This window comes from Brevibacterium salitolerans (assembly GCF_039531405.1).
GTDB lineage: Bacteria > Actinomycetota > Actinomycetes > Actinomycetales > Brevibacteriaceae > Brevibacterium > Brevibacterium salitolerans.
In genome coordinates this window covers 248,986-267,952 of record NZ_BAAAPZ010000008.1, presented here as the reverse complement: position 1 = coordinate 267,952, position 18,967 = coordinate 248,986, and the positions used below count along the sequence as shown (strand labels likewise).

17 protein-coding genes are annotated in these 18,967 nt (G+C 72.2%); 5 read left to right on the top strand and 12 right to left on the bottom strand.

Annotated elements, in window-relative coordinates; genetic code table 11:
• The first annotated feature begins 35 nt into the window (after positions 1-35).
• The 4 genes from ABD240_RS11135 (at position 36) to ABD240_RS11120 (ending at position 4,589) form a co-directional block, all read left to right on the top strand.
• On the top strand, positions 36-983 hold the full coding sequence (locus ABD240_RS11135) for a 1,4-dihydroxy-2-naphthoyl-CoA synthase (RefSeq protein WP_344337258.1): 948 nt from the start codon (positions 36-38) through the stop codon (positions 981-983).
• Between the two features lie 109 nt (positions 984-1,092).
• The gene (locus ABD240_RS11130) at positions 1,093-2,568 is read left to right on the top strand and encodes an AMP-binding protein (RefSeq protein WP_344337256.1); all 1,476 of its coding nucleotides are present in this window, start codon (positions 1,093-1,095) and stop codon (positions 2,566-2,568) included.
• A 93-nt stretch (positions 2,569-2,661) separates the two neighbouring features.
• Complete coding sequence (locus ABD240_RS11125) at positions 2,662-3,516, top strand: RDD family protein (RefSeq protein WP_344337254.1); 855 nt, start codon at positions 2,662-2,664, stop codon at positions 3,514-3,516.
• 137 nt (positions 3,517-3,653) lie between these two features.
• Entirely contained in the window at positions 3,654-4,589 is a 936-nt protein-coding gene (locus ABD240_RS11120; RefSeq protein ID WP_344337252.1) for a 1,4-dihydroxy-2-naphthoate polyprenyltransferase, read from the top strand.
• A 117-nt stretch (positions 4,590-4,706) separates the two neighbouring features.
• Here ABD240_RS11120 and ABD240_RS11115 read toward each other — a convergent pair whose 3' ends face one another.
• The gene (locus ABD240_RS11115) at positions 4,707-4,982 is read right to left on the bottom strand and encodes a DUF4229 domain-containing protein (RefSeq protein ID WP_291793422.1); all 276 of its coding nucleotides are present in this window, start codon (positions 4,980-4,982) and stop codon (positions 4,707-4,709) included.
• Between the two features lie 124 nt (positions 4,983-5,106).
• On the opposite strand from ABD240_RS11115, the gene ABD240_RS11110 reads away from it, so the two are divergent.
• On the top strand, positions 5,107-5,427 hold the full coding sequence (locus ABD240_RS11110; RefSeq protein WP_344337249.1) for a PLD nuclease N-terminal domain-containing protein: 321 nt from the start codon (positions 5,107-5,109) through the stop codon (positions 5,425-5,427).
• Between the two features lie 226 nt (positions 5,428-5,653).
• Here the strand turns inward: ABD240_RS11110 and ccsB are convergent, their stop codons facing one another.
• From ccsB to ABD240_RS11055, 11 genes are all read right to left on the bottom strand, one after another.
• Positions 5,654-6,814: a c-type cytochrome biogenesis protein CcsB gene (ccsB, locus tag ABD240_RS11105; RefSeq protein WP_291793416.1), complete on the bottom strand. Its 1,161-nt coding sequence runs from the start codon at positions 6,812-6,814 to the stop codon at positions 5,654-5,656.
• Between the two features lie 97 nt (positions 6,815-6,911).
• Positions 6,912-8,666, bottom strand: coding sequence for a cytochrome c biogenesis protein ResB (gene resB / locus ABD240_RS11100; RefSeq protein ID WP_344337247.1), 1,755 nt, complete (start codon positions 8,664-8,666; stop codon positions 6,912-6,914).
• A gap of 18 nt (positions 8,667-8,684) precedes the next feature.
• On the bottom strand, positions 8,685-9,476 hold the full coding sequence (locus tag ABD240_RS11095) for a cytochrome c biogenesis CcdA family protein (RefSeq protein WP_344337245.1): 792 nt from the start codon (positions 9,474-9,476) through the stop codon (positions 8,685-8,687).
• Positions 9,473-10,159, bottom strand: a complete 687-nt coding sequence (locus tag ABD240_RS11090) for a TlpA family protein disulfide reductase (protein ID WP_291793410.1) — start codon at positions 10,157-10,159, stop codon at positions 9,473-9,475. Before ABD240_RS11090 ends, ABD240_RS11095 begins: the two co-directional genes overlap by 4 nt.
• Complete coding sequence (locus tag ABD240_RS11085; RefSeq protein ID WP_291793406.1) at positions 10,156-10,821, bottom strand: histidine phosphatase family protein; 666 nt, start codon at positions 10,819-10,821, stop codon at positions 10,156-10,158. The genes ABD240_RS11090 and ABD240_RS11085 overlap by 4 nt, the downstream gene beginning before the upstream one ends.
• Positions 10,822-10,906: 85 nt before the next feature.
• A complete protein-coding gene (gene hemL / locus ABD240_RS11080; RefSeq protein WP_291793403.1) occupies positions 10,907-12,271 on the bottom strand; it encodes a glutamate-1-semialdehyde 2,1-aminomutase in 1,365 nt (454 codons plus the stop codon).
• Between the two features lie 71 nt (positions 12,272-12,342).
• Entirely contained in the window at positions 12,343-12,879 is a 537-nt protein-coding gene (locus ABD240_RS11075) for a MarR family winged helix-turn-helix transcriptional regulator (protein ID WP_291793400.1), read from the bottom strand.
• Between the two features lie 114 nt (positions 12,880-12,993).
• A complete protein-coding gene (gene hemB / locus ABD240_RS11070) occupies positions 12,994-14,004 on the bottom strand; it encodes a porphobilinogen synthase (protein ID WP_291793397.1) in 1,011 nt (336 codons plus the stop codon).
• 5 nt (positions 14,005-14,009) lie between these two features.
• Positions 14,010-15,563: a uroporphyrinogen-III synthase gene (locus ABD240_RS11065; protein WP_425547014.1), complete on the bottom strand. Its 1,554-nt coding sequence runs from the start codon at positions 15,561-15,563 to the stop codon at positions 14,010-14,012.
• A 28-nt stretch (positions 15,564-15,591) separates the two neighbouring features.
• Complete coding sequence (gene hemA, locus ABD240_RS11060; RefSeq protein WP_291793394.1) at positions 15,592-18,198, bottom strand: glutamyl-tRNA reductase; 2,607 nt, start codon at positions 18,196-18,198, stop codon at positions 15,592-15,594.
• A gap of 3 nt (positions 18,199-18,201) precedes the next feature.
• Positions 18,202-18,870, bottom strand: a complete 669-nt coding sequence (locus ABD240_RS11055) for a redox-sensing transcriptional repressor Rex (protein WP_291793430.1) — start codon at positions 18,868-18,870, stop codon at positions 18,202-18,204.
• Between the last annotated feature and the right edge of the window lie 97 nt (positions 18,871-18,967).

The window sequence follows — 18,967 nt, the reverse complement described above, 5'->3', positions numbered from 1 at the left end:
CCGAGGGCGCAGAGCGCGCAGATATGCTGACCAGCATGAGCGACAACTCCGGCAGCGCGGGCAGCGCACAGGTCTCCGACATCTTCGATCCCAGCCGCTGGCGCGCGGTCAGGGGCTTCGACTTCACGGACATCACCTACCACCGCGCGGTGGACGCGCAGGGGAACGACGTGGGCTGCGTCCGCATCGCGTTCGACCGCCCGGAGGTGCGCAACGCCTTCCGGCCGCACACCGTGGACGAGCTCTACCGCGCGCTCGACCACGCACGCCAGACCCCGGACGTGGGCGCGGTCCTGCTCACCGGCAACGGTCCCAGCGCCAAGGACGGCGGCTGGGCGTTCTGCTCCGGCGGCGACCAGCGCATCCGCGGCCGCTCCGGCTATCAGTACGCGGACGGGGAGACGGCGGAGACGGTCGATCCGGCACGCGCCGGGCGCCTGCACATCCTCGAGGTCCAGCGCCTCATCCGCACCATGCCCAAGGTCGTCATCGCCGTGGTGCCGGGCTGGGCGGCCGGCGGCGGCCACTCCCTGCACGTGGTCTGCGACCTCACCATCGCCAGCCGCGAGCACGCGAGGTTCAAGCAGACGGATGCGGACGTGGGCTCCTACGACGCCGGCTACGGCTCCGCCTACCTCGCGAAGATGGTGGGCCAGAAGAAGGCCCGCGAGATCTTCTTCCTGGGCCGCACCTATTCCGCGGAGGACATGGAGCGCGCCGGTGCCGTGAACATCGTCGCGGACCACGCGGAGCTGGAGACCACCGCGCTCGAGGTCGCGCGGGAGATCCTGGGCAAGTCCCCCAACGCGCAGCGCATGCTCAAGTTCGCCTTCAATCTCGTGGACGACGGGCTGGTGGGCCAGCAGGTCTTCGCCGGCGAGGCCACACGCCTGGGCTACATGACGGACGAGGCCGTGGAGGGCCGCGACGCATTCCTCCAGAAGCGCGATCCGGACTGGACGCCCTTCCCCTGGTACTACTGAGCGGTGCCGCGATGATGACACCCGGTTCTTCTCCCACACACCCCCGTCTCCGCGCGAATACGCGGGTGTCCTGCCGCAACAGCGGGTGCCGAGGGACAGGGTGGCACGAGTGACCCGCCCCCTCATCGTCGACCAGGTCTCCCGGATGCTCGCAGGCGAGGCCGGGCTGCTCCTCCCCCGTGACCGCGGCGGCCTCGTACGGACCTTCGGGCCCGCGGAGTTCGATCCGGCGGACACGGGCCGGCGCGCTCCGGCACTGGTGCTCTTCACCTCCGGCTCCACGGGGGCTCCCAAGGGCGTGGGGCTGAGCCTCGAGGCCCTCACCGCCTCCGCGACGGAGACCGAGAGGCTCCTCGTGGGCCCCGGGCGCTGGCACCTCTGCCTGCCGTCCAACCACATCGCCGGGCTCCAGGTGGTGTTCCGTGCCCTCCTCGCCGGGGCCGCCCCCAGCGTCGCGCGGCCCGGGCCGTTCGACGCCGGGCGATTCGCCGCGGACCTCACCGCACTGCAGGGGCGGGCCGGTGAGGAGCCCGTGTACACGTCACTCGTCCCCACGCAGCTGGTCCGTGTGCTCGCACTCCCGGAGGCCGCTGCGGCCGCCGCGCGGTGCGCGGCGGTCCTGCTGGGCGGTGCCGCGGTCTCCCCCCGCCTGCTCGAACGAGCAGCGGAGGCGGGGATCCCGATCGTGCGCACCTACGGCATGAGCGAGACCGCCGGCGGCTGCGTCTACGACGGGGTGCCGTTCCCGGAGGTCCGGGTGGACCTGGACACGCAGGGGAGGGTGCTCCTCGCGGGTCCCGTGCTCGCGGACGGCTACCTGGAGGTCGCCGAGTCTCAGGACGGACGCGAGGCACCGGAGGGAGGCGAGTCCCCGGAGCAGGCAGAGGCACTGGAGCGGGCAGAGGCACCGTCCGCGCTGCGGCTGACCGCGGTGCCCAATGGGCCCGTGCCAGCTGCAGGGGGCGCGGAGGGAATACGGGCCGGAGCAGACACCACTGCCGGCGAAGGCATCGGGAGCGAATCACAGGAGGCCGAGGCGGAGCGTCTCGCGGCGGAGGCCCTCAGACCCGGCTTCTGGGGCGAGGGACCGGCGCGCTTCCTCGTCACGAGCGACCTGGGGCGGTGGGTGCCGGCCGCCGAGGAGAGCCACGGAGCCGCGGAGGCGAGCCCCGGAGCCGCCCGGAGGCTGGAGATCCTGGGACGCGCCGACGACATCATCGTCACCGGCGGCGAGAACGTCTCCCCGCACGAGGTCGAGGCACACCTCCTCCGAGTGGCGGAGCCCCTGGGCTACCGTGAGGTGCTGGTGAGCTCGGTGCCGGACGAGGAATGGGGGCGCGTGCTCGTCGCCCTCCTCGTACCGGCGGACGCAGCGGAACGGCATCCCTCCTCAGCGGGAGGGGGGACCGGTACGAGCGCGGACCCGCTGCTCCACCGGATCCAGGCGGGCCTGCGTGCGCGGGGACTGAGCGCGGCGATGCTTCCGCGCGCCGCGCACACCGTCTCCGCGCTCCCCGTCCGCGGCATCGGCAAGCCGGACCGCCGGGCCGCGCAGACCCTCGCCGCGGAGCTGCAGGGCCGCTGAGAGCCCGCGGATCTCCGCACAGCCCGGCCTGCTTCCTGCTACGTTGACGGGACACACCCCATCTCAGCAGCAGCCGACGATCGGACCTCCGCCATGACCACCCCTCCTCCCCCGCCTCCCGTCTCCGGGCAGCCGCCCTTCGGCTCAGGACCCAGCGGCCCCGCCACCGTGGGCCCCGGCTCCGCACGGCCGCAGCCCAACGGCCCCGGCACCGTCACCCCGCATCCCTCCGGGCCCGGATACAGCGGTCAGAGCCCGGCCGGTCCGTCCCCCGCCGCACCCGGCGCCCCCTCGGCTCCCGGCCCGGCTGCGACCTCGGGCCCGGCTGCGGTTCCGGGATCCGCGGGTCCCGGACCCACGAATCCCGGACCGGCGGCCTCCGCACCCGCCCCGCCCGCGGTCTCGGTGCCCGTCACCTACCGGGGCCCGCAGCCCGGCGGCCCCATGCAGCCGGCCTCGCCGCCTGCCCAGCACACGCAGCCCGGCGGACAGGCCCACCACCCCGGCGGCGGAATGGCGCAGACGGCTCCGGGTGCGGTGCAGTTCGCCACTCCGGGCCAGCGGCTCATCGCCCGCATCATCGACTGGATCCTGCTCTTCGGCGTGGGATTCCTCATCGCGCTCATCCCGATCGTCGGCTGGATCGTGGGTCCTATCGTCTCCATGCTCCTGGCCGTGGCGCTCGAGCTCATCTGCAACACGACCGCCGGGCGCACGCCGGGCAAGAAGCTTATGGGGATCAGGATCGTCCGGGAGGCCGACGGCGGTCGCCCGTCCGGCGGCAGCTTCCTCACCCGGGCGCTCGTGCAGTTCGGCCCCGGAGTGCTGCCTGTGGTCGGCTGGATCTACCAGATCCTCGTCGACCTCAGCCTGCTCTTCGACAGCACGCCCCGGCGCCGGTCCTGGCAGGACCGCGCCGGGAAGACCGTGGTGATCGTCTCACCCTGAACGGCCGCGCCGTCCTGACGACGAAGGCGGAGGACCGCGGCCGGGAGACCGGGTGCGGCCTCCGTCCGGCCCGGACGGAGGCCGCAGCACGGAGCCGGGTAATATACATGGGTCCCGATGAGCAGAAAGGCCCTGTGATGGCAACGTTCGGAGAGTGGGTCTCGGGTGCACGTCTGCGCACCCTTCCACTCGCATTGGCTCCCGTCCTGATCGGCACGGGAGCAGGCCTCGGCGATATCGGCGGCTTCTCCGCCATCATCCTCGGAGCCACCGGTCCCGGCGAGGCGCCCATCCCGGATGTGGGCGGGGTCCTCCTCCGCAGCCTGCTCGCCCTGCTCGTGGCGCTGGGCCTGCAGATCGGCTCGAACTACGCCAACGACTACTCGGACGGCATCCGCGGCACCGACGACGAGCGAGTGGGGCCCATGCGGCTCACCGGTTCCGGGGCCGCAGAGCCCGAGGCGGTCAAGCGCGCCGCGTTCATCAGCTTCGGGGTGGCCGCGGTGGCCGGGATCGCCCTCGTGCTCGTCTCGCACCAGTGGTGGCTCATCCCCGTGGGCGTGCTCGCCGTGCTCGCGGCGTGGTACTACACGGGCGGGAAGCGGCCCTACGGCTACATGGCGCTCGGCGAGGTGTTCGTCTTCGTGTTCTTCGGCCTCGTGGCCACACTGGGCACCGCTTCTGCGATCGCAGGCTCCGTGTCCGTCGCCGCCGTCAGCGGCGCGATAGGCATAGGCCTCTTCGCCTGCGCCGTCCTCATGGCGAACAACATCCGGGACATCCCCAGCGACTCCGCCGTCGGCAAGACCACGCTCGCGGTGGTGCTGGGCGACGGTGCGGCGCGTGCGGTCTACACGCTCATGGTCGCGCTGCCCTATGTCTTCCTCATGGGCCCCATCATCGACGGCCACCCGCTCGCCGTGCTCGCGGTGCTCTCCCTCGTCGTGGTGGTCCAGCCTGTGAAGGTCGTGCTCTCAGGTGCCAACGGGGCGACACTCATCCCCACCATCAAGTCGACCTCGCTGGCGGCGCTGGCCTACGCGTTCCTGCTGGGACTCGGCACCGCACTCTGAGGGCATGCCCCTGAGGACCTGCGCTCGCCGGCAGGCCGCGCTCAACGGTGAGTGCGCGCCCTCGACGGCGGGTGCGCCCTCGACAACGGGCGCGGGTCCGCCGGCGGACCCGCAGGCTCAGGTGCCGTCGATGTCGCGGTCCTCCGCCGCATCGTCGCGGCGGGGCTTGGCCGGCTTGGCGGCCTTCTCCTCACGGCGCTTGCGCATCCGCTCCATCAGCTCCTGCGCGGACTCGTTGCGCAACGGCGCCAGCACCACGAAGCTCAGGAGCGAGGAGATCACGATGCCGGCGAGCGTGCCCACGAACGACGGCTCCCAGATCCACCAGATGACGAGCACGCATCCGATCAGCAGTGCGAGGCGAGCCAGGTTGTAGGTGAGGAACGAGCGCATGGGACACGATTCTAGTCAGGCCGGCACAGGTCCGTGCACAGGCTCCGCGGCATTCGCTCTCGGCGTCTCCTGCTCGCCGCATCCGTGCATCCTGCGTCCAGGTGGGTGAACTAAACTTGAGGGCATGACAAGAGGACTCATCGTGGGCATCGTCATCGTCGTCGCCGTCATGCTCTACAGCGTGTTCGACTGCGCGCTGCGCCCGCGCGATCAGATCGCGGCACTGCCCAAATGGGCGTGGATCCTCGCGATCCTCCTCTTCCCCGTCATCGGCGCCGTCCTGTGGTTCGTGATCGGCCGCAGGCTCCCCGGCGGCAGCGGACGCAGGCCGCAGGCGCAGGGCCCGCTCGCACCGGATGACGACCCGGACTTCCTCAAGCGCATCGCCGAGGACGTCGAACAGCAGCAGCGGCGCGAGAGGCGCGAGCGCGGCGAGTTCGACTGACCCGCTGCAGCGCAGTACCCGCTCTCCCTCACCCCAGAGCACCCGGCAAGCTGCACAGCCGCCCACGTATGCGTGGGCGGCTGTGCAGCTTCGCGGACCTCCGTTCAGAGGGTGCCCGGATACGCCGCTTCCCACCCACCTATACGTGGGTGGGAAGGCGAACGGCCGGGCCCTCAGCGGCATATTGCGCCGCGCCCCGCCCCGGCCGCACCGCGAGCGCGGCGGGTCAGACTCCGGCGTAGGAGTGCAGGCCGTCGAAGTAGGTGTTCACGATCGTGGCGTTGAAGAGGATCGTCGCCACGCCGATGAGGTTGAGCACCGCCACGCGCGTCGCTGTCCAGCCGCGGGTGGCTCGTGCGTGCAGGTAGGCCGCGTAGACCACCCACACCACGAACGTCCAGATCTCCTTGGCGTCCCAGCCCCAGTAGCGGCCCCAGGCGATCTCCGCCCAGAAGGCACCGGCCAGCAGCGTGAAGGTCCACGTCACGAAGCCCACGGCGGCGAGCCGGTAGGAGGTCCGCTCGAGGTCCTCCGAGGACGGCAGCGCGCGGACGAACCGCAGGACGCCCGGCACCGTCTCCCGGCCCTCGCTCCACGCCTTGAGGATCTGCACCGCCGCCATGCACGCGGACAGGGAGAGCAGCACCGTGGAGAGGATCGCGATCGGCACGTGGATCCAGATCCAGTAGTTGTCCAGCGCGGGGATGATCCCGGCCGCGGGCGTGTAGAACACGGTGATGCACAGACCCAGTGTCAGCAGCACCGCACCGGTGACCATGGTGCCCAGATAGCGGACGTCCTTGAAGAACAGCAGCACGATGTAGCCGACCGCCACGAACGCGGAGGCGATGAGCGCGTACTCCATGAGGTTGGACCACGGGACCCGCATGACGGCAGCCGTGCGGGTGACGATCGCCCCCAGCTGCAGGAGCGCGGCGAGGACGGTCAGCGCCGTGCCCACCCGGGCCCAGCGCCGCAGCCGGCGCTCCGAGACGGGAGCGGAACCGTCTCCGCCGCTCGCCTGCGCATCCTCGGCTCCGTCCCCGGTGCCCTCCGCCGCGGCGGTCTCGAGCACTGCCGTCGCCGAGGCCCCGGACCGGCCCGCGCCGGCGTCCGCCGCGGCTGCCGCACCCGCGCTGCGTGCGGAGTCCCCGGAGGCTCCGGCGGCGGAGCTCCGCGCGTCCTCACGCCCCGCCTCCGCTCCGGACGCACGGCCGGAGCGCGCACCCCTCGTCCCGGCCTCGGCCCCGGTCTGCGCACCGATCCCGCGGACGAACCCCGGACCGAACAGGTCGAAGGCGTACATGATGAAGGCGACCGCGTAGACCGCGATGGCCGAGTAGATCAGCAGATCCGACCATTCGGCCAGCAGTGTGTTGACATTCATGTGAGCTTCTTCCTCATGCCTCGTCCTCGTCGGGTCTGCCCGCGCAGACCCGGTCCCCGTGGCTGAACCGCAGGCGTTCTACACAGAGTAGAACCTCTCAGCGTGGGGATTCCAGTTCCAGTCTCCTCGCGATGTCCTCCACCGCGGCCTCCACCCGCGGGTCCTCGCCGCGTGCCAGGCCCGCGACCTCGACCTCCTCGCCCCGCACGCGCACCCACACGCGCCTGCGCGGGACGAACAGGGAGGCCGCCAGCCCCAGGAACAGCGCCGCCGTGAACGGCAGCATCCACACCTGGGCCGGATCGTGCCGGATGTCCATGCCGACGTACTTGCGCACGTCGTCCAGGGTGATGGAGCCGCGCCCGCCCGGCAGCTCCACGGTGTCGCCCGGCGTGAGGACGAGCTGCAGCGGACTGCCGTCCGGCTCCGTGAGCTCCGTCATCTCGTCCGCGTCCAGTTCGTACACGGACTGCGGCGTCCCGGAGTCCAGCCCCAGGTCGCCCTCGAAGGCGCTCATCACGAGGAGCGGGTTCCGCAGCTCCGCGAACTGCGAGTAGAGCTCGCCGTTCTCGTTCTGCGCGGCGGTGGGGAGGAAGACGCCGACGAAGCCCAGCTGCTCGTCCGTCCCGGAGTCCGGGACCTTCACCACGCCGCGCGAGGTGTTGGCCCCGTCCTGTGGCAGGAACACCACGGGACCGGAGAACGTCACGTCCCCCGCTCCGTTGCGCACCGTCACCACGGGTGCGTAGCCGTTGCCCAGCAGGTACACCCGGGAGCCGTCGACGCGGACGGGCTCATTGGGACGGAGCATGAGCTGCTGCGACTCCTCGCCGCGGGACAGCGTCACCTTCGCGTCGAAGAGCCGCGGCTGGCCGAACTGCGCGCCGGTCGCCTGATCGTCCCACCGGGTCTCGAAGTCGTCGAGGGTGAGCCGGTAGTCCACGAGCGCGTCCGGGTCGAAATAGGCGCCCGGCTCGAAGGAGTCGTAGGAGACGAGGGAGTTGGTGAAGGTCTCCCCCTCCACGAGCACGCGCTGCCCGGAGTAGCCCAGCAGGCCGCCCAGCGCCATGACGATGACGACGCCGAGGATCGAGATGTGGAAGAGGAGGTTGCCGGTCTCGCGGAGATGGCCGCGCTCGGCCGCGACGTGGTCCTCGGAGCGGGCCACCCGGTAGCCGGCGCGGCGCAGCACGGATTCGGCCCGGTCGAGCAGCTGTTCCCGGGTGCGGGGCGCGGCGGAGGCCGCCGCACTCCCGTCCGCACCCGAGGCCGCCGTCATCCCCGAGGCCGTCTCCGTCCCCGAGCCCGCAGCCGCAGACGCATCGCCCTCCGCGGACAGCGGCAGCGTCCGGTACACCGGCATCCGGCTGAGCCGGCGCGGAGCCTTGGGCGGCTGCTGCCGCATGGCCTTCCAGTGCTGCTTGGTGCGGGGGACGATGCAGCCCACCAGGGAGACCATGAGGAGGATGTAGACGGCGGAGAACCAGAACGACGAGTAGACGTCGAAGAGCTGGACGGCGTCCAGCACCTCGCCGAGCGTGCCGTTCTCCTCGATGAAGCGGGCCACGGTGGCGGGATCCTGAATGCGCTGCGGCAGCAGGGAGCCGGGGATCGCCGCGAGGGCGAGCACGAGCAGCAGGATGAGGGCCGCGCGCATGGTGGTGAGCTGCCGCCAGGCCCAGCGCAGCATTCCGACCACCCCGATGTCCGCCGGGGCGGCCTTGGTCCTCTGCTTCTTCCCGGACCCGCCGCCGGACTCCGCCGCGCCGGGCTCCAGCACCTGGTGCTCGCGTGCTCCGACGCTGAATGCACCGCCGGTGTCCCGGGCCTCCGCACCGTCCTGGTTCTCCACTGGGTCCTCCGCACTCACTCAGATCACCACTTCGAAGCCGGCGATCGTGCCCTGCAGGCTGTTGATCCACTGCGTCCACAGACCGCTGAGCAGCACCAGGCCCAGCAGGATGAGCATGATGCCGCCCGCGCGCATGATCCCCACCTGGTGTTCCCGCACCCAGCGCAGCCGGCCCATCCCCTTGTGGATGAGGTAGGCGACGACGACGAACGGGATGCCCAGCCCCAGGCAGTACACGAAGGTGAGGAAGGTGCCCCGTCCCACCGCGCCGTCCGCCCCGAAGCTCGTCGCCAGTGCGAGCACCGCCGCGAGCGTGGGGCCCATGCACGGGGCCCAGCTCAGCGCGAACACCGCGCCCAGCACCGGGGCTCCGGCCAGACCCGCCCTGGGGCGCCGGGTCACCTGCGCCGTGCGCTGCAGGAACGGTATCCCGCCCATGAACACGACGCCGGCGAGGATCACCACCAGCCCCAGCACGCGCACCAGCACGTCCGTCCACTGGGCGAAGAAGAGACCGATCGCGGAGAACGCCGCACCCAGGAGCACGAACACCACCGCGAAGCCCAGGACGAACAGGCTCACCCCCAGCACCACCCGGGCGGTCTTGCGGTCCTCCAGCGAGGTGCCGCTCAGACCCGTGACGTAGCCGATGTAGCCGGGCACGAGCGGCAGGACGCACGGGGAGGCGAAGGAGACGGCCCCGGCGGCGAGGGAGACCAGCACCGCGAGCACCAGCGGGCCGTTGAGCACGGTGTCCGCGAAGGAGGCTCCCACGCCGGAGGCATCGAGGCCGGCAGCGAGGAGGCTCATCCTGCCATCGCGCCCTCGATGAGACCGCGCAGGGTCGAGGCGCTCGCCGCACCCACGACGCGGGCGGCGGCACGGCCGGAGGCGTCGAGGATGACGGTGGACGGGGTGGCCTGGGGCGGGAGGATGGACGACAGCAGGGCCACCATCTCCCCCTCCGAGTCGATCATGATGGGGTAGGGCACCTCGAAGGTGCGCACGAAGGACTCCGCGGTGGGGGCCTCGTCGCGCACATTGGCGCCCAGGAACTCGACCTCTCCCGCGTACTCCTCGTAGACCGCGTTGAGGTCCGGGGCCTCGACACGGCAGGGCGGGCAGGCGGCGTACCAGAGATTGATCGCGACGACCTTGGGCCGCCACGCGGCCAGCGAGGTCTCCTCGCCCGTGAGCGTCGTGAAGGCGAGGTCGAGCGGCTCGCCGCGGTCGGCCTCGGCGACCTCCGTGATCACGCCCTCGCCGGAGACGTAGCCCTTCTCGTCGCCGGAGTCGGCCTGCCGGGCGAGGTTCTCCGAACCCGAGCTCCCGCAGCCCGCGAGCGCCAGCCCCGCCAGGCCCAGACCGGCCAGGGCGGCGCGGCGGGTGGTGAGATGCTCGCCGCCCGGCCCCGCGAGCGGACGGGAGCGACCGGCGGCGGGATGCGACTGCGAGGTGAAGGGAGGGAGGTGGAGGGAGCGGGATCGCCTCATGCGCCCGTCCCCGGCTGTGTGAGCGGCATGTCGCCGGCGATGTCCTCGTAAACCACGGTGTCCAGTGTGCCGGATCCGTCTGAGAACGTGGTGAGCGAGGCCAGCGCGCACTGGCGCCTGCGCGGGTCGTGCGCGAGTGGCCGGCCCTCCGTGAACAGGCGGGTCGACCAGATGGGGAGCTGGTGCGAGACGAGCACGCCCGAGGCCTCCTCGAGCCCGCGCGCCGCGGCCGCCGTCGCCAGCCGCGCACGCATGGACATCATCGCCGCGCGCACTCGCAGCGCCTGCGCCAGGTAGGGCTCGCCCCACGAGGGCCGCAGCGGGTTGCGGGCCATGTACAGCCACTCCGGGGTGGTGAGCACTCCGCGCGCGGTCACGTGGCTGCCCTCGAAGTCGTTGCCCGCCTCGATGACGCGCTCCTCGACGCCCACCTCCAGCCCCAGCGCCTGCGCGAGGGGGGCGGCCGTCTGCTGGGCGCGCAGCAGCGGCGAGGCCGCGACCTCGCAGATGTGCGGGTCCCTCTCCGGCAGCGCCTCCGCCACCCGCGCGGCCATCTCGAAGCCGCGCTCGGACAGGTGGTAGCCGGGCATGCGCCCGTAGAGGATGCCGTGCGGGTTGTAGACCTCGCCGTGCCTCACGAGGTGGATGCGCAGCTGCGCCATGTGATGTGTCTCCTGGTCTCTGCGTTCAGCGCGGGCGGGTGGGACAGATCGAGACCGCCCCAGCCCACCACGGAGGTCTCTGCGTTCAGCCCTGCGCGCGGGCCGCCGCCTGAGCCGCGGCCGGGAGCGCGGCGACGATCCGTTCGAGCACCTCGTCCGTGTGCGCGTAGGACAGGAACCACGCCTCGAACGCGGACGGCGGGAGATGGATCCCGGACTCCAGCATGGAGGTGAAGAACGCGGAGTGCGCAGCGGTGTCCTGCGCCCTGGCGTCCTCGTAGTTCCGCACCGGGCGGTCCGTGAAGAACACGGAGAACATCGAGTTGGCGCTCTGCACGCGGTGCGGCACGGAGGCCGCCGTGAGCTCCTGCGAGACGGCCGCGCGCAGGGTGTCCGCCGCGTGCTCCAGGTGCGAGTACACGTCCAGCTCCGTGGTCAGCCGCAGAGTGGTGAGACCCGCCGCCGAGGCCACGGGGTTCCCGGAGAGCGTGCCCGCCTGATAGACCGGCCCGGCCGGGGCCAGGTGCTCCATGACCTCGCGCCGTCCGCCGAAGGCCGCGGCCGGGAAGCCGCCGCCCATCACCTTGCCGAAGGTGAAGAGGTCCGCGGGACCCTCCGGGTAGCCCACCCGCTGCGATTCGTAGCCGTACCAGCCCGCCTCGGAGACGCGGAAGCCGGTCATCACCTCGTCGGAGATCATGAGCGCGCCGTGTTCCCTGGTGAGACGGCGGATGGCGTTCGTGAAGCCGTCCGCCGGCGGCACGACGCCCATGTTGCCGGGGCTCGCCTCCGTGATGACGCAGGCGATCTCGTCGCCGTGCTCCGCAAACGCCGCGGCCAGCGCCTCCTGGTCGTTGTAGGGCAGGACGAGGGTGTCCGCCGCCGAGGCTCCCGTCACCCCCGGGGTGTCCGGCAGGGAGAAGGTCGCCAGGCCGGAGCCCGCCGCCGCGAGCAGGGAGTCGACGTGACCGTGGTAGCAGCCGGCGAACTTCACGATCTTCGCCCGCCCCGTGACGCCGCGCGCCAGGCGGATCGCGGACATGGTGGCCTCCGTGCCGGAGTTCACCAGCCGCACCTCGTCGAGGGGATCCACGCGGGCGACGATCGCCTCGCACAGCTCGACCTCGGCCGCCGCCGGGGTGCCGAAGCTGAAGCCCTTCGCCGCAGCGGCCTGAACTGCCGCCACGACCTCCGGATGCGCATGGCCCAGGATCATGGGACCCCAGGAGCCGATGAGGTCGATGTACTCGCGCCCGTCCGCGTCCACGAGGGTCGCGCCCTCCGCGTGGTCGATGAAGCGGGGCGTGCCGCCCACGGCACCGAAGGCGCGGACCGGGGAGTTCACGCCTCCCGGGATCACGGCGCGGGCGCGGTCGAAGAGCTCCTGCGAGCGCGCCGAGGACGACCGTCTCGGCGTCGCGGACTGAGGATTCTCTGCTGCCTGTGTCATGGTGTCTCCCTCGTGCGGATGCGTGCGGTCTCGGGTCGGATGCGTGCGGTGGCCGGTGCTCGCAGGCGGCCTCAGGTCTGCGTGTCCGGGGCGCTGCGCGGTGCCACGGGTCCGGGACAGGCGGCCGGTGTGCGCCCGGACCGGGACGGCAGTGCGCGCATGTGCGCGAGCACCGTGGTGAAGATGCTGGTCATCTGCTCGATCTGCTCCCGGCTCAGCAGATCGACGAGGTGCTCGCGCACACCGCCCACGTGGACGGGCGCGGTCTCGCGCAGGAGCGCGAAGCCGTCCTCCGTGAGGCGGCACTGCACGCCTCGCCGGTCCTCCGGCGACTTGTCGCGGCAGACGATCCCGCGCTCCTCCAGCCGGCTCACGATGTGCGTGAGGCGGGACCGGGACAGTCCCGTGTCCGCTGCCAGCGTCGCCATGCGCAGGGCGTGGTCGTCCGACTCGGACAGCCGCACGAGGACGGTGTACTCCGTGAGTCCCAGCGGTGAGGCCTCGCGCAGCTCCGCGTCGAGCTTCGACATGAGCAGCTGGTGGGAGTCGAGGAACGACCTCCAGGCCGCCTGCTCCTCCCCGTCCAGCCACCGCACCTGCGCCGTCATGCCGACTCCGTGCGCAGTCCGGCGATCCGTCCCCGGCGGCTGCCGCGCCGCGGGCTCACGGGAGCTCCTCGCGGATCCAGGACACAAGCGCCCAGCGCGCACAGTTCCGCAGCCTCACGACCTGTCCTCCCGGATCCAGTTCGCGGCCTCCACGGCCCAGTAGGTGAGCACCGAGTCCGCACCGGCCCGCTTGAAGGCGGTGAGGCTCTCGAGGATCGCCGGCTTCCGATCGATCGCACCCGCCGCGGCGGCGAACTCGATCATCGCGTACTCACCGGAGATCTGATAGGCCCAGACCGGCACGGAGGACACGGCGGCGGCCTCGGCGAGCACGTCCAGATACGGCATCCCCGGCTTGATCATGACGATGTCAGCGCCCTCGGCGAGGTCCAGTTCGAGTTCGCGCAGCGCCTCGCGGCCGTTGCCGGGATCCTGCTGGTAGGTGCGGCGGTCGCCGGACAGCTGCGAGTCCACGGCCTCGCGGAAGGGACCGTAGAACGCCGAGGAGTACTTGGCGGAGTAGGCCAGCACGATGACGTCCGTGTGGCCGGCGGAGTCGAGCGCATGGCGGATCGCGGCGATCTGCCCATCCATCATGCCGGAGGGGCCCACCACGTCCACGCCGGCCTCGGCCTGCGCCACTGCCATCGCCGCGTACCTGTCCAGGGTGGCGTCGTTGTCCACCGCACCGGTCGCGTCGAGGACGCCGCAGTGGCCGTGCGAGGTGAACTCGTCCAGGCAGAGGTCGGCCATGATGACGGTGTCCTCGCCCACCTCCTCACGCAGACGGGCGATCGCACGGTTGAGGATGCCGTCCGGATCGTCCGCCTGGGATCCGGTCTCGTCCCTCACCTCGGGGATGCCGAACAGCATGAGCCCGCCCACGCCGGCCTCGGCGGCCTCCCTCGCCGCCTCTGCGAGCGAGTCCAGGGTGTGCTGGACGACGCCGGGCATGGAGGTCAGCGGAGCCGGCTCTCGCAGACCCTCCTTGACGAACAGTGGGAGCACGAGCTCCGCCGGGTGCAGGCGCGTCTCGCGGACCATCCGGCGTACGGCGGGAGTGCGGCGCAGGCGGCGCGGACGGACGGTGCCGTGGGCCAGCTGATAGGCGGGGACGGAGGACATCTGACTCACCTTCTCTTGACGGTGCGGCCCTGTGAGGGGCGCAGCGGGGCACGGCCGGCGGCAAGGGCCTCTGCGCGCCGGCGCACGGCATGGTCGACCAGGCCGGAGATCAGGGATCCCATGTTCGCCTCCTCGGCGAGCACGTCGACCTCGAGTCCATTGTCCTCCGCCGTCTGCGCCGTGGCAGGACCGATGCAGGCGACGACGGTGCTGGCCGGGGGCTTCCCGGCGATGCCCACCAGATTGCGCACCGTGGAGGAGGAGGTGAAGAGGACGGCGTCGAAGTCGCCGGCCTTGATCGACTCGCGGATGGGAGCCGGGGGCGGCGCGGCGCGCACGGTGCGGTACGCCGTGACGTCGTGGACGTCCCAGCCGCGTTCCGTGAGCCCCTCCACGAGCACCTCGGTGGCGATGTCCGCACGCGGCAGGAGCACGCGTCCCACCGGGTCCACGAGCGGGTCGCGGTCCGGCCAGTCCTCGACGAGGCCGCGGGCGGAGTGCTCACCGGTGGGCACGAGGTCCGGGGCCACGCCCCAGTCCTCGAGCGCCCGCGCGGTGGGGCCTCCGACCGCGGCCACGCGCACCCCGGCCAGGGCGCGGGCGTCGAGGCCGAAGTCGTCGAACCACTCGCGGACCGCGCGGACCGCATTCACGCTGGTGAACCCCACCCACTGGTAGTCGCCGTTGACGAGGCCCTGGATGGCGCGCTCCATCTGCGTGGGCGTGCGCGGGGGCTGGATGGCGATGGTGGGCACGATGGTGCCGGTGGCGCCCAGCTCGGACAGCGCCCGGACGGTCTGCGAGCCCTGCTCCTTGGTACGCGGGATGAGCACGCGCCAGCCGAACAGCGGCCGGGTCTCGAACCAGTCGAGCTCCGCATGCTGCTCGACGCCCTGGCCGAACAGCATGGTGACCTGCGCGGACTCCGCGAAGGTCTCCCGGGTGAGCTCCGCCGCCGCGCCGAAGGTCGACTCGACGCTCAGCTGCGAGACGGTCGAGAGATCCGCACTCAGCAGGACAGGGGTCTCCGGGTCCCAGCCGTCGCCCAGCAGCGCGCCGAGCGCGGAGACCACGTCCTCGCGCGAACCGGTGAGCACGTGGCCCGTGTTGCGGTGCTTGGAGACGTCCACGTGCGACTGCTCGCCGGCCTCCACGAAGCGCACGGAGCGCACGCGGTTGGTCGTCACGGGCGCACCCGTGAACGCCGTCGCTGTCGCCGCCAGGCCCACGCCCGGGACGATCTCGAAGTCCACGCCCTGCCGGCGGACCGCGGCGGCCTCGTCCGTGGTGGTGGAGAACAGGACGCCGTCGTGCGGGACGATCCGGACGACGAGCCCGTGCTCACGCGCCAGCCCCGCGAGCTTCCGGCCGCGGGTGGTGGCCGCCTGGCCGAGCTCCGCGGCGTCCGTGCGCGGGGTGGCGGCGGGCACGAACTCCTCGACGATCGCCGCGTGCCGCGGCTCATCCGAGACCACCAGGTCCGCGGCCGCGAGGAGCTCGGTCCCCCTGTGCGTCACGAGAGCGGGGTCCCCCGGGCCGGCGCCCAGGAAGCACACCATGGGAGCGGTGAGCCCCGCCCGCCTCGCCTCAGCGTCCGGTGCCTTCACTCGCGCCTCCCTCTTCCGTCCTGGTCGTGCTGATGGATGCTCCCGCCGGCGCCGTCACGGGTGCCGCCGTCTCCGGTGCGCTCGCGGGATCCAGATGGGTCTCCGGCGCATTGGCGCCCTGCGCCTGCCGGGGGTCGATGCCGAGGCCGGTGAGCAGCTCCTCGGCGACCTCCCCGCCCAGCGCCTTGGCCGCATGCCGCACCTCGGACGCCTCCGTGCCCGAGCTGCGCCGCGGCAGCTGCGCCATCCGGCTCACGCGCAGCAGCTTCCCGGCATCGTCCGCGAGCACTCCCGTGACCTCGAGCGAATGCCCCTCGAGGTGCGCGATCGCGCCGATCGGCGCGGAGCACCCGGCCTCGGCCCGGGTGAGGATGGCGCGCTCGCAGAGCACCGCCAGCATAGTCGCCTCGTCGTGGAGGCCGGACAGCGCGGCGCGCAGCGAAGCGTCGTCCCCGGTGAGCTCCGCGTCCGCGTCGCGGCATTCGATCGCGAGCGCGCCCTGGCCCGGGGCCGGGAGCATGACGGAGGAGTCGAGCACGTCCGTGACCTCCGCGAGACGGCCCAGCCGGCGCACACCGGCCGCGGCGAGCACCACGGCGTCGAGCCGGCCCTCGGTCACGTGACGGATGCGGGTGTCGACGTTTCCGCGCACGCCGGTGACCTCGATGTCCGGGCGGGCGGCGCGGAGCTGCGCGGCACGGCGCGGCGAGCCCGTGCCCACCACGCTGCCGGCGGGCAGCTGCGCGAGCGTGAGCCCGTCGCGGGCGATGAGGACGTCGGAGGGATCCACCCGCGGCGGCACCGCGGCCAGGCTGATGCCCGGCGCCGGAGCCGTCGGCAGGTCCTTGAGCGAGTGCACCGCGATGTCCACCTTGCCCGTGAGCAGCGCGGAGCGCACCGAGGACACGAACACGCCTGCTCCGCCGAAGCTGGCCAGCGGCGTCATGTTCACATCGCCCTCGGTGACGACCTCCACGATCTCCACCCGCATGCCCGTCTGCGCGGCCAGCTGCTGGGCGACCGCGGTGGACTGCGAGCGGGCGAGCTGCGAACGGCGCGTGCCCAGCCGGACCGTGCGGCCCGTGGGCCTCTCCGGCTCCACGACGTCGAGGGTGTGGGAGGCGACCGGGCTGGTCCCGTCCGCCGCGACGTAGTGGCTGCCCTGCGCGCGGGAGTGGCCGCCCTGTGCGCCGGGCTGCGGATCGTTCGTCATCGTCGCTCCTGCTGCGGCCTCGGCGGCCGGGGTGTCTGCGCTTCCCGGCCTGGCCGTCTCGACCGGGGACGGGGACCGCTGCAGGTCGAAGAGCATGGTGAGCGCGGCGGCGTAGTCGACCTGCTCGTGCTCGTCCGCGGTGAGCTCCTTGACCTTCACGGTGGGGGTGTGGATGAGCGTCGTCGCGACCTGCCGCAGCGACCTCCGGACGGCGTGCATGTCCTCCTCGGCCAGCCTGTCGCCCAGGCGCTTCTCGAGCTTCTCGATCTCCCGCGAGACGACCGCTCCGGCCTGCTTCCGCAGCGCGGTGACGGTGGGGGCGATGGTGCGCGCCCGGCGGCCGGCGGACAGCGCGGCCATCTCCTCGCGGATGATGGCGCGGACCCGGCTGATGACGTCGACCACACCGGAGGAGGCCGTGTACTCCGTGTCCGCGAACATGGAGGAGAGGCCTTCGAGGCCGATCATCCGGACGAACGAGTGCTCCTCCACGTTCGGATCCACGTCGAAGGGCAGGGCGAGGTCGATGAAGAACGTGTGGGCCGGGTCGTGCGGATCGTCCAGGTGCACGAGCGACTGCGTGACGGTGTCCTTGTCGATGAGCGTGCCGCGGCTGCCGATCACGGACACGACGAGGTCCGCCTTCGCGATCTCCGCGGGCAGCGCCTCGTAGGTGAACTCCACGGCGCGACCGTCAACGGAGGCGGCCAGCCGCTGGGCGCGCTCCAGTGTGCGGTTGAGGATGGTGAGGGAGCCGGCTCCCGCACGGTGCAGGGTCGCGGCGACGAGACCGGACATCGCGCCGGCGCCCACGATGAGGACGTCGGCAGTCTCGAGCGGGCCGATGTGCTCCTGCGCCCGGACGAGGGCGGCGTCCAGGAGGGAACCGGCGACGGAGTCGAGCTCCGTCTCCGCGTGCGCCCGCTTGCCCACCCGCAGCGCCTCCTGGACGGTGCGGCTGAGATCCCCGGTGAGCTGACCCCGCTCCTGCGCCTGCGAGTAGGTCTGCCGCAGCTGACCCAGGATCTGGGCCTCCCCCACGGCCATCGAGTCGAGGCCCGCGGCGAGGGTGAGCAGGTGCTCGTCCGCGCCTTCGCCGAAGAGCACGAACACGTGGTGGGCGAGCTCCTGCCAGTCGATCCCGGTGACGGAGACGAGCGCCGAGCCCAGGTCCGCGAGGCCGCCGTGGAAGGACTTCACGTCCGCGATGATCTCCAGCCGGTTGCAGGTGGAGAGCACCATCGCACCGTCCACGTAGTCGCCGCCGAGGGCGAGTTCGGCCAGCCGGTCCTGCCCGTCGCCCGTGAGCGCGAGGGCGTCCAGCAGGGACATGGGTGCGGAGCGGTGCGAGACGCCCAGAACGAGGTCGGTCACTTCTCAGACTCCAGTCTTCGTGTTCGCAGGCAGCGGGTCGGCCGCCTCTCCGTCCGCGCCCCCGCTCGCAGGGGCGAAGTGCGAGAGCACCTGCAGCTCGGTCGCCAGATCGACGTTGCGCACGCTCACGCCCGCAGGCGCCCGCACGGGCACCGGCGCGAAGTTCAGCAGGCCCGTGACCGAGGTGCCGGCCACCATGTCCGTCACGCCCTGTGCCGCAGACCCGGGGACGGCGACCACGAGCAGCTCCAGCCCGCGCGCGCGTGCGATCTCGCGGAAATCGGATTCGGCGCTGACCGTGAGGCTGCCCACCGGCTGGCCCACGCGGTCCGGGTCCGCGTCGAAGACGGCGCGGATCTCGAAGCCGTGGCGCGGGTCCGAGAGGTAGTGGGCCAGCGCCGTGCCCAGCCGGCCGGCGCCGACGATCCCCAGCGGGCGGGCACGGTCCACGCGCAGGAACGCCCTGATGGCCGCTGCGAGCTCCGCGGTGTCGTAGCCCACTCCCCGCCGGCCCACGGGCGCGGCATGGGTGAGGTCGCGGCGGACGATGGAGGCGCCCACGCCGCAGGCCGCGGCCAGCGCCTCGGAGGAGACGGTGCTGATGCCCTCCGCCAGCAGCGATTCGACTGCGGCAAGGTAGACGGGCATGCGGGTCACCGCAGGGAGCGGCACGGATCTGCCCGCATCACCGGACGCCGGAAGGTCCGGCAGGGACTGTGCCACCGCGGCTCGCTCTCCTCTCCTCCACACCGTCTCCGCAGCCGTCGAC

What these genes read in the sequence shown, in the direction of transcription:
- ABD240_RS11075 (WP_291793400.1), bottom strand. Translation starts at nt 12,879, where the DNA reads ATGACGGCGCAGGTGCGGTGGCTGGACGGGGAGGAGCAGGCGGCCTGG.
- ABD240_RS11065 (WP_425547014.1), bottom strand. Translation starts at nt 15,563, where the DNA reads ATGGTGTGCTTCCTGGGCGCCGGCCCGGGGGACCCCGCTCTCGTGACG.
- ABD240_RS11095 (WP_344337245.1), bottom strand. Translation starts at nt 9,476, where the DNA reads ATGAGCCTCCTCGCTGCCGGCCTCGATGCCTCCGGCGTGGGAGCCTCC.
- ABD240_RS11085 (WP_291793406.1), bottom strand. Translation starts at nt 10,821, where the DNA reads ATGGCGCAGCTGCGCATCCACCTCGTGAGGCACGGCGAGGTCTACAAC.
- ABD240_RS11110 (WP_344337249.1), top strand. Translation starts at nt 5,107, where the DNA reads ATGACAAGAGGACTCATCGTGGGCATCGTCATCGTCGTCGCCGTCATG.
- ABD240_RS11090 (WP_291793410.1), bottom strand. Translation starts at nt 10,159, where the DNA reads ATGAGGCGATCCCGCTCCCTCCACCTCCCTCCCTTCACCTCGCAGTCG.
- ABD240_RS11115 (WP_291793422.1), bottom strand. Translation starts at nt 4,982, where the DNA reads ATGCGCTCGTTCCTCACCTACAACCTGGCTCGCCTCGCACTGCTGATC.
- ccsB (WP_291793416.1), bottom strand. Translation starts at nt 6,814, where the DNA reads ATGAATGTCAACACACTGCTGGCCGAATGGTCGGATCTGCTGATCTAC.
- ABD240_RS11120 (WP_344337252.1), top strand. Translation starts at nt 3,654, where the DNA reads ATGGCAACGTTCGGAGAGTGGGTCTCGGGTGCACGTCTGCGCACCCTT.
- hemB (WP_291793397.1), bottom strand. Translation starts at nt 14,004, where the DNA reads ATGTCCTCCGTCCCCGCCTATCAGCTGGCCCACGGCACCGTCCGTCCG.
- ABD240_RS11125 (WP_344337254.1), top strand. Translation starts at nt 2,662, where the DNA reads ATGACCACCCCTCCTCCCCCGCCTCCCGTCTCCGGGCAGCCGCCCTTC.
- ABD240_RS11135 (WP_344337258.1), top strand. Translation starts at nt 36, where the DNA reads ATGAGCGACAACTCCGGCAGCGCGGGCAGCGCACAGGTCTCCGACATC.
- hemL (WP_291793403.1), bottom strand. Translation starts at nt 12,271, where the DNA reads ATGACACAGGCAGCAGAGAATCCTCAGTCCGCGACGCCGAGACGGTCG.